Source organism: Bacillus seohaeanensis, from assembly GCF_042684945.1.
Taxonomy (GTDB): Bacteria; Bacillota; Bacilli; order Bacillales; family Bacillaceae_B; genus Rossellomorea; species Rossellomorea seohaeanensis.
This window is the reverse complement of the sequence record NZ_JBHUMF010000002.1, coordinates 187,520-200,477: the sequence shown is the minus strand read 5'-3', so window position 1 is coordinate 200,477 and position 12,958 is coordinate 187,520. Positions and strand designations below refer to the sequence as shown.

The window sequence follows — 12,958 nt, the reverse complement described above, 5'->3', positions numbered from 1 at the left end:
ATTAATTAACATGGGATAAAACGATACCTTCTAAGTAACTTTTTACCTTTCCAATGAGCTCTTCTACAGTTTCCCTCTTGTGTAAATGACGTGAGTAGTGCCAACTAACAATTAACTCACCGTTTTTAATTACCCCTAAAACCTCAAACTTATGAGCTCTTTCCTGCTTACTGCTATTTAGACTTCCTGCAAACTCTTCTGCCATTTCTACAAGAGACTGAGATGAATCATTTCTATTTTCACTATAATGATTTCCATTACCAAAAAAATTAAAGAGAATTTCAGAATCAAGATGATTAAATTTAATTGAATCGTTTAAATATCTTAAAACCCCGTAACCTAAACCGTTATTAGGTATTTCCTCCATCCTTTCACCAACTGAATAAACTGTATCTTCAATAGATTTATCTTCTCTCCCCGTGTAAAGAAATGGATAAAGGTTTGTAAACCACCCTACTGTTCTTGATATATCCATATTGTTAAAGATGTCTTCTCTCCCATGACTATCAATGTCAATTAATACAGATGTTTGATTACTCCATTCCATCACCGCTTTTATTACACATGCTAATAAAACCTTATCAAGCTTACTATTAAGTTCCTCGAGTCCTACATGAAGTAATCGCTTCGTAGTCTCCCTATCTAGCACAATGCTAATTTCATCAACTGAATTTCTTATATTTTCTCCTTTTGAAAAATCTAAAGGAATTCTAGGCTGATTAGACGTGTGGACCGTTAACCAAAATTCTGTTTCATTTAACAAATCGGGTCTCTTAGAATACTCCTCAAGCCTTTCAATCCAACCTTTAAATGAATGTGTCTTCGCAGGCAATTTGATTTCTTCCCCTACTGACAAACTTTGAATTATTTGAGAAAGATCCTCAAAAATAATTCCTCCCGAAATCCAATCAGTAACTAGGTGGTGAATAACTAATAAAAGTTTATTTTCTTTGCCTTCTGTTTTTATAAACACAGCTCTAATTAAATTGGATTTCACATCTAAGCTAGATTGATAAATAGATCCAATTCTATTTATCTCGGTGCTTATGTCCTCGTCTTTCCCTACCTCGATGATGTCAAATGGCATTTCATAGGACTCATCACCATAATATTGCTTGACTTGACCATCAACCTTTTTAAAGTTCAATCGCAGTGCATCATGATAGGAATATAATCGATTAACTGCTTGTTTTACTATGTCTGTGTCGACCTGACTAGAAACGGAAAACAGCATCGAAAAATTCCAATGATGTTCATCCGTTAGATTCCTTTCAAAGAACCATTCCTGTATAGGGGATAAGGAAAATTCCCCTTCGAGAGAAGAGTGTTGGCTATTGATTTCCTCATTTTCTTTTACATACTCTGACAGCCTTTTAATGGTCGGATTCTGGTAAAGAACGCGTGGAGTAAAAAATAACCCTCTTTCCTTCGCTCGAGAAATAATTTTAAGAATTAATAATGAATCTCCCCCAAGTTCAAAAAAGTTGTCCTCTATATGGATGGATTCTTTATTAAGTACCTCCTCCCAAATATCCTTTAACTTACTTTGAACTGGTGAAATGGAATCATTATCACTTCTACTTACCTTAATAATTGTTTCCGGCGCCGGAAGCCTCTTTCGATCAACCTTTCCGTTAGGAGTATAAGGAAATTGTTCTAGTTCAATGATTGAAGCTGGAATCATATACCCTGGTAATTGATCTTTCAACTGACTTAGTATTCCTTCTCTTGAAATAATCTTTTCTTTATGTAAGGTAATATAAGCTACTAATTTAGAGTGTTTATTTTCCATTGTTTTCAAATCTACAACTGCTTTTGATACCCCTTCTATTTCTAGTAGAGCATTCTCAATTTCGCCTAATTCTACTCTAAAGCCGCGGATTTTTACTTGGTTATCGATTCGGTCTAAAAAATCTATTGTGCCATCTGGTAAATATTTCACCCTATCTCCGGATTTATAAAGACGTTCATTGCCTTCTTTAAAAGGGTTTTTCACAAATTTTTTATTTGTTAATACAGGATCATTAAAGTATTCTCTTGCCAATCCTATCCCGCCTATATATAGTTCGCCAGGAACACCAACAGGCACTAATTCCATTTGTTCATCTAAAACGTATACTTCACTATTTGGTATAGGTCTCCCAATAGGGATGATTTCCTCATTGTGATATTTATGTACTGTTGCACAAACAGTTGTTTCTGATGGACCATAAGCATTCCAGAATTCTTTGTGTTTTGACCATTCCTTAGCTACATTTATTGGGCATCTCTCACCAGCAACAATAACCTTTTTTAATTCTGGAACATCTTCTGGATTTATATTCGCCAAAAATGAAGCAGGGAATGTCCCAATAGTTATTTTGTTTACCGTTAGGAAGCTAATAAAATCAATATCCAAATTATCAAAGTCTTCAGGCATCAAACACAATGTTGCACCGTTAGCAAGTCCCATGAATATTTCCCATACGGAAGCATCAAAACTCATGGAGGCGAATTGTAGAATCCGATCTTCTTCTTTTACCGTAAATATTTCTTTTTGGGCATGAACTAAATTACATAGACCTTTATGTTCAATCACAACACCTTTTGGTTTTCCAGTTGAACCAGAGGTAAAGATCATATAAGCTGCATCATTACCAGATGTGACATGATTAGAATCATCTATAAATTCGGTTGATTCATTCTCTACTTCCCTTAAATCTATTTTTCTTATAGTTTCTGATTTAAATTGTTCAGGTGTTTGTGTAATTAAATAGTTTAAGTTAGATTTATCTAACATATAATGAATTCTATCTTGAGGATAGCTAGGATCTAACGGAATGTATGCACCACCTGCTTTTAAAACTCCGAGAATGCTAACAATTAATTCTTTAGAGCGCTTAATATTAATCCCGATAAAGTCCCCGTTCTTTACTCCTATCTTTTTTAGATAGTTTGCTATTTTGTTCGCTTCATTGTTTATTTCTTGATAGGTATACTCATTCCCATTAACTAAGAGAGCAGTTCTTTTAGGATTGTTTTGAACACACTGTTCAAACATTTTATGTATGTAATCAGTGGGGTCATAGTGAACTTCATTTTTATTCCACTCGTTTAATAGTTGTTTTTTTTCTAAGTTTGTGAGGATTGATAGCTTATGTATCGCTGTGGTGGGTTGTTCAACAATTCTTCTTAATAAAGTAATAAAATGATCTGTGAACCTTTCGATAGTTGACTGGTGGAATAAGCTATCATTATATTCTGTAACAACCTTTAAGCCGTTATTACTTGTGTCTATTGCAAACAAACTAAGGTCAAACTTTGAAGTATAATTATTTATTTCCAAGTTGGACATTTCTAGACCTTTTAACGCGATTCCTTCACCTTCGGGTTGATAAGTAAAGGTTGTTTGAAAAAAAGGATTAATCCCAACATCTCGATCAGGCTTTAGTTCATTGACAATTTTATCGAATGGAATATCCTGATTATCCATTGCTTTTAGCACCGTCTCTTTGACTTGGCCCAAAAGATTGAGAAAACTCTGTTTGCAATCTAGCTTGGTTCGAATCGGTAATGTATTTACAAAAAATCCTATTAAACTTTCAAACTCTTTATTCTTTCTACCAGCTATAGGAGAGCCAACAATAAGGTCAGCTTTGCCTGTATATTTGTGTAATAAAATCTTATAAACAGTAAGTAAAAACATGTATACTGTCACTTCGTTATCGTGACAAAGTCTTAATATGTCTGCCCTCAACTTTTCAGGTAAGAAGCCTTCGACAATATTTCCACGATTTCTCTCTTCTGTTGTATCCCTTCTTTTATCCGCTGTAATATCTAAGACCTCTGCATTATGTAATGTTTCACGCCAAAATTGCAGTTGATCACGCATGTAAGGTTTCATTACCTCTTCCTGTTCCCATTCAGCAAAACCTGTAAATTGAATCTCTAACTTTGGAAGTAAATCTTCTTCCCCATTTGAATTATAAAGAGCACATAATTCTTTCCAGAATAGGCCAGAAGACCATCCGTCATAAATACTGTGATGAAAGTTTAAAAATAAAATATGACAAGATTCATGAATACAATAAAGTCTGTATGTGAATAAAGAATCTTTCGTAAGTTTAAACGGTTTTGCGGCTTGTCTTTTAATTAACTCCATCGCTAACCATTCTCTATCTTGATAAGGAAACTTTCCTAAATCTATTTTCCTGATTTTTTTATAACAAAAGTCTTTTACTCTTTGTCTTGGTTCTTCCCCATCATCGATATATTCTGTTCTTAAAATTTCATGTCGTTTAATGATTGTGTTAATAGACTTTTCTAGCTTTTTAATATCGAGGGCACCTACTAATTGAACAGCTTCGGGAATGTTGTAAGCAGATGACTCAGGATAAAGTTTATTTAAAAACCAAAGTCTTTTCTGTGATAAGGACAACCTTGATTCTTTTAAACCTTTGTACTTCTTTGAACTTTTATCTCCGTCCTTTTTACTTTTTACCATTGCTAGTTTTTTCTCAAGATAGGCATTTTTAGATAGATAATCAGTGTTATTTAGCACGTTGTACCCTCTCCTATTTCCTTTTCTGTTCTAACAATGGATAATATTAGCAAGAACCATTTTCAATTTCAAGATTTTACTTAATTATATAATAATGGTTATATATGAAAATATTGTAAAAAAAATAATGAAATCCCCTCTCTAATTACTCAGTTAAATAACTGAGAAAAAAAACCTAAATTGCTATTTCAGAAAATAACTTTAAATATTTATTCGACATTTTCCTTGAATTTTCTTATAAAAAATTCAACTATTATTATTTTAGAATATTTATTTATTTAGGACATTTGACCATATATAAAGAGACGAAGAATTCTATAAAGGTCTTTTTCAAAGAGAAAAAAGAGACAAAAAAAAAGGAACAAAGGCCCATAAACGGAATACGGGTATGTTCCATAAAAATCATCATATTTATATTTATAAAACGGTAACCTCTTTCGAAACTTCAGTAATTAAATCCTATCTGTTCATTAAATTTTTTTAAAAGGTGCGGGGAATTGTTTTTTATCAAATCCAATAAAATAGCAATTTCTAAATCCTTTTCGCCAAGCAATTGTTTTAGTTTTTCGTTTTCAAGGGATAAATTCCTATAGGAAATAGTTGTCTCTTCGTCCATTCCATATTTCCCTAGCTTGTATTCATTTACCCAGCGATTCACCATAGTTGGACTTAGTTCGTACTGGCGAGCTACAAGTGCAGCATTCTCTACATTAATTGCTTCTCGGGAAACTTGTATTTTAAACTCTGTTTTATAACTTTTTCGTTTCATTTTTCACAGCTCCTTTTACAGTAGACTTTTAGAATTTTAGTGGAGCTGCTATTTTAATATTTAAACTCTTCGTCAAGGAAATATAGGTTTACGTTTAATTACTAAAGAAAGTACACTAGCTTTTATTCTAACGTTAAATCTCCTGAGCTTGTTCTTACTTTAACTTCATACTCCCCATTTCCCTTTACTCCTACAGCACTATTTTCACTTTTATCTTCAAATAGCAATCCATCTACACTAATATTTGGTTCTCCAGAGCTCCCTTTAAAATCTACCTTCACTGACTCAGGTGTTTGAGAAAAGTTGATGGCAACATCACCACTCGAAGTTGTAAATTCCATATCACTTTTTAATTGTTCACCGTTGAAAACAATATCGCCTGATGATGTCTCAAATACAGCATTTTTTGAACTTAGATGTTCTGTATCAATTTTTCCGCTTGTTGTAACAAATTCTGCTGTGTTCACTGTATTTTCTTTTGTTTTTATACTCCCGCTTGTTGAACTTAATGCGATATGGTCACCGGCCTCGCTACCAATTATTGATTGATCACCAGAGGTAGACTTTACGATTATTTCGTTAGCCTTCAAACGATCAATAGATATGTCCCCTGATGATGTTGTGATCTGAAGATCGTTCAAAACTTTATTAGGTACCTTTACTTGAAGTGTGGTATCTTGAACACTCCCCAATTTAATGCCAATTGTATTTTCATCTAAGATAAAGTTAATATTCAACTTTTTATGGCTATGGCCAACTTCGAATTTATATTTATCCTCTAAATCTTTATTAATTTTACCATCCAAGAGAATAGCGATCTCATCACTTTCTGATGGAACAACCTCAACGTCTGCTGAAGAAGTGTTTATTTCAATGTCTTCTACCTTATCCTTCTCCACTCTCTCTTCTTTATGAATCTCTACTTTAGAAAAGGACGATTGGAAAAACGTCACAGCTACTACTCCTACTATCCCAATACCTAAAATTAATAAAGCAAAAAAAATAACTTTATTCATGAGTGATTCACTCCCTTCACAATATTCACATTAAATTTTATATAGCGAATTAAAACGGTATAAAGGAATTTTCCAATTTTCATTAAACCTATACATAACATCACTCCAAGGCTGCATAAAATGAACGAACTAAAAATTGTTAACCAACTATTCATATAGCCATCAAAAAATAAACTGCCAAAAACAATTAAAGGCGATAATGATAAGGCTATAGCCAGAACAAAACAGCCCACAAATAACCCAAATATCCCCACCACAGGACCAATAATAAATACTGAATTTAAAAAACCAAGGCTTAAAGAAGCTACTACTGCGCTAACTATATTTTTTACAGAACGGTGCTTTTCTGCTTTTGAAATTTTATAATCGGCAAGTAACTCTCTTGCCACTACTTTAGGGGAACCAAGCTCCTTAGCAACTTCAGTCTCTGTTCTCCCTTCAACCTTCGCAACATCAAAGTGTTCTTTATAATCGTATAACAATTCCTCTCTGCTCTCCCTGTCCATCTCTTTTAACAAATCCTGCAACTCTGATAAATATTGATTTTTATTCAATAGCTATCCCTTCCTCTATTAACTGATTAACGGAATCTGTAAAATGCTCCCACTCATTTATTAGAACCTCTATACGTTTTCTACCTTTATTCGTCAATGAATAGTACTTTCTTTGAGGCCCTTCTGATGAAGAGGTAAAATAGGTTGTTAAATACTCCTCCTTTGTCAACCTTCTCAACAAAGGATAGAGTGTGCCATCTGCGATTTGTATTTTCATCGAAATCCTTTGGGCAAGTTCATAGCCGTATTGATCCTTTGAAGCTATTGAGATTAAGACACATAGCTCCAGCGCTCCTTTTTTAAATTGAGCATTCAAAACAGGATCCCCCCAACGTGATTAATGTTAAGTACTAGATATAGTTCAATAGATTGGAAAAATAGAAATTTTCAGGATAATCAGCTCAAACAAAGACATTATGAATATTTTTAATAAGGGGGGCGTTACTACTAGTAGATTTTAACTTACATCTACCTTTTCAATATTTCTAATAGAAAGAAAAGCAATCAATACCCCCACCGCCGCTAATGATAGCGGAATAGCAATAATAGAAAACAATGAAAAGTCATTACTAGTTGAATTAGTCAGCGCTACAAGCAGGATTGAGGAAACAATTGTTGCAGGAGCAGATCTTTTTCTTAATCCAAAAAGTAATGGAATTAAACTCAAACCAGCAGTGGCTATTGAGCCTACAAACGCACTAACTAAATGACCATTTAATTCCTCTCTCGTCAACTCATCTGGAACAAATTGTACGATGGAATCTGCGAAATAAAATAGCCCTCCAATAAATAATGAAGATAATAGAACAGTAGAAAATGTAAAAAACATTACAATATTAAGTTTAGCAACCATAATCTTCTTCCGATTAATAGGATATGTGAACATCACTTCAATCGATTTGGTTTTATACTCGTCTATAATCAGTTTTACAATGAGAACAGAAGCAAATATAATAAAGGTTGCTCTTACCATTGTTCCAATAATAGTAAATGCCATATCATAGCTTTCAAAAGGCACATTCCCATCATTCTTCTCTAGAAAGTAAATTAAAGAAAGTAACCCAATAAAACCAAGGTTTGCAAATGCAACTCCTTTTAAATAATGAAAGAGCTTAAATTTCCTGATTTCTAAATTAATTAATTTAAGCACTTATTCCACCTCCATTAATCAATGTCATGAAGTAATCTTCTAGTGAGTGACTCTTTTTATTTATTTCCTCAACCATTACATCATTTAAAATAAGGGCTTGTGAAATCTCTCCTTGTGAAATGGTCGATTCATAAATTCGAATTCGTGATTCTTCTATCACCCTAAAGTTAGTCAAGCGAAGATGTTCTTTAATGACATAGACGGCCTTTTTAATATCATTTGTTTTCAATTCAATATACTCTGTATTTTCTTCTCGAATAGCATCAATAGACACCTCCTCTACCAAGTTCCCATCATTAATAACCCCAACTGTATGGGCAATCTGTTCTATTTCACCTAATATATGACTCGAGATTAAAAGAGTGATTCCATAGTCTTCGCAAAGCATTTTAAATAAATTTCGCAGTTCTTTAATTCCTACAGGATCTAATCCATTAATAGGTTCATCTAAAATTAGAAGTTCTGGTTTTGTAATAATAGCTCGTGCAATACCAAGTCTTTGTTTCATCCCAAGGGAAAAGTCTTTAACTGATTTCCCTTCAATATTTTTTAATTGAACTAGGTCCAATGCAGAATCAATGGCCTTTTTATTGTAATATCCAATATATTCACAGTGTAAATCCAAGTTTTCCTTTGCACTCATCTTGTCGTAAAAAACTGGGTATTCTATAATACTTCCCATTCTTTTTAGTATCTCGTATGAGGTAGAGGTTAACCTTTTTCCAAAAAGTTCAATTTCACCACTAGTAGGTTTTACAAGATTCATTAACATTTTCATGACAGTGGTTTTACCAGCACCATTTGGTCCTAAAAACCCGTAGATTTCTCCTTTTTTCACCTTCATGTTTACATTCTTAACAACATCCTTCCCTTGATAGGTTTTCGTAAGCTGATTCGTTTGAATGATATATGACATAATACGGCTCCCTTTCTTATTAACTGACTACTTCTATTCTAGTCAAAATTGTTGTCTTTTCTCTTACTCAAACCTTACAAAAATCTTAAGTTTCTTCTTTCGTACAAAAAAGAGACAAACTCAAAAAGGGGTGAGGCTACAACGTATATCAAAATGCAAAGGGAGTCTAAATGGTTCTTCTCAAAAATGAGGTTATGATTCCTAACAACCTGGTAATGAGTCAGCCTCTAATGTTAGATTAAGGCTCTTTTCGTAAGCTTGTTATTTTCAAGAAATAATGGACCATGTTCCTTAGCAATGTTTATACTTCGCGGGGAGAAGTCGAGGTCCTTCCTCCCCCATCCACCCTACATTTTCAATATTGTTAAAAGCAACAGTCATAAAAAAACAAACTCGATTAATAAGTAAATCGAGTTAATTTAAACGTAAATGTAGTTTTCTCAAATGGCTTACTATTAAGGAAAATTTCTCCTCCTAATTTTTCAATAAGCCTTTTTGTAATCGTTAATCCAAGACCACTTCCTTGGTAAAGTTTGTTCCTTGAATCTTCAAGGGTATACATTCGTTCAAAAACTCGATCTTTATGGAGCTCACTTATCCCTTTTCCCTTATCCCAAACGTCAACAAAGACCGAATCATCACTATTACGTAAGCATAGCCCGAGGACCTTTCCATCTCCGCCGTACTGTATTGCATTTGATATTAAATTATTCAATACTCGGTTTAATTCCTCTTCGTTCCCCCAGACATAAAGGTCCACATCAGGAATGTCAACAACAACATCAAACCCTTTTTTCGTCAAAATATCATAAAAGCCTAAAATATTTTGTCGGCAAACCTCATTCATATTGACTCTCGTAATTGGAAACTCCTTATCTCCTGATTCCAATCTAACCAATTCAAAAAATTTTTTGATTAGATTTAATACTTCAATGGTTTTATTATTTACCTTTTTCAATAACTCTTCAGTTTCTTCTTTACTAAGATTCGGTTCGTATAATATAACTTCCATATAACCTAACACAACGGTCAAAGGTGTTTTTAAGTCATGTGAGATATTGGAAAGCATTTTTTTCATTGAATTTTCCATTTGATGATGTGTAGCAATGATTTTTTGATTATGCTCTAACAACCGATTAATTTCAATTAGCAATCGTTTAAAACTTTCGTCTTCTGTATAAAGTAAAAGTTTTTCATCAGTTTTATCATCCACAATGCTTTTTAATTTCTCGTAAGCATAGGTCAAACGGTCTTTTTGATTTTGTTGAGATCGATATTGAATGAAATTAAGGGTAACTAAGCCAATAATAAGAAAGATTAATATAATTGTCATAGTTAAAATTCTCCCAACTTATAACCGATTCCCCACAAGGTCTTAATATATTTAGGGTTAGATGGATCATCCTCTATCTTCCCTCTTAATCTTCTAATATGAACATTAATAACATTTTCATCTCCAAAATACTCTTCATTCCAGATTGCACGATAAACTTGAGCTTTCGTAAAAACCTTATTTGGGTTAGTTAAAAACAATTTAAGAATATGAAATTCTTTAGATGTTAGTTTAGTATCCAAGCCATTTTTATGTACAGAAAAATTATTCATATCGACAACAAGTTTACCAAATGCCTTAATCGTATCCTCTTGCTGTTTCTCTCCTCCTGAATATTCATTCGCTCTCCTAATGACAGCCTTTATTCTCGCTATCAATTCAATCATAGAAAACGGCTTAGTAATATAATCATCTGCTCCAAATCCAAGACCTAATGCTTTATTTACATCCCCATCTTTGGCAGACATGATTAAAATCGGAATTTTACTTTTTTCTCTTATAATTTTTAAAAATTCCATACCATCGAGTTTTGGAAGCATCAAATCCAAAAGAATTAAATCAAAGGACTCCTTTAAAAAACATTCAATACCTTCCTCACCGTCAAACGCTACTTCGACTGTAAAGCCTTCTTTCATTAATTGAGCTTTTACCATTTCACTTATTGATTGATCATCTTCTACTAATAGTATTTTTCCATTCATAGGAAGTCTCCTTTCCCTAGAATATCGAGTCATTTCTTATTTAAGAACAATGAAAATCTTATACAGAAGGTTTCGCTATTACTACTAACCTATATATTATAACTTTTTTTCATAATTATTCCAAAATCAAAAATTCGTATACGGTACTATAAGAAAATAAAAATCTATTTTTTGAAAAATCCTTCTTTCTAATTCTACAAATTATTTTAAAAATGAGTTTCTACTATACATGCATTTATTTTTTAAATAAATATGATTTAAATTTTATTAATTCGGACATCAATTGGGGAAATATTTTAGAATTCCTTTTATTCTACTTAACAAGGGGAAATGACAAGTAAAAGTTTAATATATGCTTAAAAGCATATAAATATATGCATTTAAACCAAATATGAATCATTCCTATACTTTCACTTGCAATTTAAGCGGAGAATCCTTTTAAACTCAGTTGTGAAATAACAACCTTAGCCTATACTATAAAGATAAAATAAATATATTTCCCCATAACTTTATATCTATTTCATTCCCATATAAAATAAATAACTTCTATATTTCTTTCTAATAATAATATGAAATGGAGACTTTTTATGGACAAAAACATAATGATTGGTTTAAATAGAATGATTTATGAGTATGGTCAACTTTTGGAGATTATAGGAAAATCAGAGTATCCTAATGGTGTTTCCTATATTTCACAGTATGAATTAGCTAAAAAGATTAACAAATCACCGAGAACAGTATCAAAAAGACTCAACTATTTAGAACAATACGGGGCAATCAAAAAAATAAGTGCAGGATGTTATAAGGTATTGAGTACTAAAATGGAAAATACTCCATTTAAACTAGTTTTTCTTGTAATGAACCTTATCCAAAAAGACTTTGTGATAAAGGACGATTATGAAGAACAGGCAAAAAGAATCGGTGTGACCACAAAAGAAATACGGCAATCATGGGGATTCATTTATGCAGCTATACAAAAATCTAAAAACTGTACTGAACCATTAGAGAATAAGGGTGATAATAGTCTAGATGGCGGAGACACTAAATTAAGGTTTTCAATATGATGACAAAAAACATTACGACAAGGGAATATAAACTATATGCGGTAAAATTGGTGGAGAAAGATAAAAAGAGAACTACAGAAGTAACCAGAGAGTTAGAAATTTCACAACAGACATTGCACAATTGAGTGATAAAATATCGTGAAGAGTCATGATAATAGTTTTGTGATGATTAGCTATTTAAAGCCTGAGGATAAAGCTGTTCGTGAGATGGAAAGCGCATTAAAACCCTTGAAGAGGCAAATACCATCTTAAAAAAGCTATGTTTAATCACGCCAAGTGTATGCTAGTCCTAAATTTACAACATGGCTGAATGCGCAAGGAGCTAAGATTTAACAAAAGAAATTACATTGTATAATGCAGGAGAACCAAATATATTCCAAGACATTTAAGAAATATAAAACAATGACCAACTCTAAGCATAAATTCCTTGTCTATCCTAATCTATTAAATCAAGAATTTAAGGTTGACAGGCCGGGTAAAGTCTGAGCAGGAGACATTACGTATGTGCTAGCAAAACAAAGATGGCTGCATTTAGCGCACAATACTGAACTTATGCTTACTCCAAAAGAACTATATATTTGGCATTGAGCCACAGGATGACGAAAGTGCTTGTCATAACAGGCTTAAATCAAGCTATGGCAAGGCAACAACAAAAAAACTGACCCACTTTCTAGCCGAGGAGCGCAGTATGCATCATTAGATTACAAGCATATTTTATTTTAAAAAAGTATACTATCATGACAAGTATGAGTAGAAAAGACACTGTTATAATGATGCCTGTACTGAACCGTTTCCTAGTTTAATTAGGAAAGCGCCGATCTTTCAGGAAAACTATCAAACTCGTAAACAGGCAAAGAAGAGCATAATCAAATATATTGAATGTGTTTCTATAACTAAAAATGTATTCACTTAGCA

10 protein-coding genes and 1 pseudogene are annotated in these 12,958 nt (G+C 32.8%); 2 read left to right on the top strand and 9 right to left on the bottom strand.

Going from position 1 to position 12,958, the window contains the following annotated elements:
* Position 1 precedes the first annotated feature (1 nt).
* The 9 genes from ACFSUL_RS01540 to ACFSUL_RS01500 form a co-directional block, all read right to left on the bottom strand.
* A complete protein-coding gene (locus ACFSUL_RS01540) occupies positions 2-4,540 on the bottom strand; it encodes an amino acid adenylation domain-containing protein (protein WP_377932050.1) in 4,539 nt (1,512 codons plus the stop codon).
* 445 nt (positions 4,541-4,985) lie between these two features.
* Positions 4,986-5,309 carry a transposase gene (locus tag ACFSUL_RS01535; protein ID WP_377932048.1) on the bottom strand — a complete coding sequence of 108 codons (324 nt, stop codon included), beginning with the start codon at positions 5,307-5,309 and terminating at the stop codon, positions 4,986-4,988.
* Positions 5,310-5,431: 122 nt separating this feature from the next.
* The gene (locus ACFSUL_RS01530; protein WP_377932046.1) at positions 5,432-6,325 is read right to left on the bottom strand and encodes a DUF4097 family beta strand repeat-containing protein; all 894 of its coding nucleotides are present in this window, start codon (positions 6,323-6,325) and stop codon (positions 5,432-5,434) included.
* Positions 6,322-6,879: an HAAS signaling domain-containing protein gene (locus ACFSUL_RS01525; RefSeq protein ID WP_377932044.1), complete on the bottom strand. Its 558-nt coding sequence runs from the start codon at positions 6,877-6,879 to the stop codon at positions 6,322-6,324. Before ACFSUL_RS01525 ends, ACFSUL_RS01530 begins: the two co-directional genes overlap by 4 nt.
* Complete coding sequence (locus ACFSUL_RS01520; RefSeq protein WP_377932041.1) at positions 6,872-7,195, bottom strand: PadR family transcriptional regulator; 324 nt, start codon at positions 7,193-7,195, stop codon at positions 6,872-6,874. The genes ACFSUL_RS01525 and ACFSUL_RS01520 overlap by 8 nt, the downstream gene beginning before the upstream one ends.
* A gap of 141 nt (positions 7,196-7,336) precedes the next feature.
* Entirely contained in the window at positions 7,337-8,029 is a 693-nt protein-coding gene (locus ACFSUL_RS01515) for an ABC transporter permease (protein WP_377932039.1), read from the bottom strand.
* Positions 8,022-8,945 carry an ABC transporter ATP-binding protein gene (locus tag ACFSUL_RS01510; protein ID WP_377932037.1) on the bottom strand — a complete coding sequence of 308 codons (924 nt, stop codon included), beginning with the start codon at positions 8,943-8,945 and terminating at the stop codon, positions 8,022-8,024. Before ACFSUL_RS01510 ends, ACFSUL_RS01515 begins: the two co-directional genes overlap by 8 nt.
* A gap of 397 nt (positions 8,946-9,342) precedes the next feature.
* Complete coding sequence (locus tag ACFSUL_RS01505; protein WP_377932035.1) at positions 9,343-10,278, bottom strand: sensor histidine kinase; 936 nt, start codon at positions 10,276-10,278, stop codon at positions 9,343-9,345.
* A 2-nt stretch (positions 10,279-10,280) separates the two neighbouring features.
* Complete coding sequence (locus tag ACFSUL_RS01500) at positions 10,281-10,979, bottom strand: response regulator transcription factor (protein WP_377932033.1); 699 nt, start codon at positions 10,977-10,979, stop codon at positions 10,281-10,283.
* Positions 10,980-11,566: 587 nt separating this feature from the next.
* On the opposite strand from ACFSUL_RS01500, the gene ACFSUL_RS01495 reads away from it, so the two are divergent.
* Both ACFSUL_RS01495 and ACFSUL_RS21355 read left to right on the top strand, forming a co-directional pair.
* Entirely contained in the window at positions 11,567-12,043 is a 477-nt protein-coding gene (locus tag ACFSUL_RS01495; RefSeq protein WP_377932031.1) for a hypothetical protein, read from the top strand.
* Positions 12,040-12,937: pseudogene (locus tag ACFSUL_RS21355) on the top strand (DDE-type integrase/transposase/recombinase); the annotation flags it as partial. The gene ACFSUL_RS01495 and the pseudogene ACFSUL_RS21355, both read left to right, overlap by 4 nt.
* Positions 12,938-12,958 lie beyond the last annotated feature (21 nt).

Bases quoted from the DNA above. Each gene is read 5' to 3' on its own strand.
- ACFSUL_RS01535 (WP_377932048.1), bottom strand. From the start codon at position 5,309: ATGAAACGAAAAAGTTATAAAACAGAGTTTAAAATACAAGTTTCCCGA.
- ACFSUL_RS01530 (WP_377932046.1), bottom strand. From the start codon at position 6,325: ATGAATAAAGTTATTTTTTTTGCTTTATTAATTTTAGGTATTGGGATA.
- ACFSUL_RS01510 (WP_377932037.1), bottom strand. From the start codon at position 8,945: ATGTCATATATCATTCAAACGAATCAGCTTACGAAAACCTATCAAGGG.
- ACFSUL_RS01505 (WP_377932035.1), bottom strand. From the start codon at position 10,278: ATGACAATTATATTAATCTTTCTTATTATTGGCTTAGTTACCCTTAAT.
- ACFSUL_RS01500 (WP_377932033.1), bottom strand. From the start codon at position 10,979: ATGAATGGAAAAATACTATTAGTAGAAGATGATCAATCAATAAGTGAA.
- ACFSUL_RS01495 (WP_377932031.1), top strand. From the start codon at position 11,567: ATGGACAAAAACATAATGATTGGTTTAAATAGAATGATTTATGAGTAT.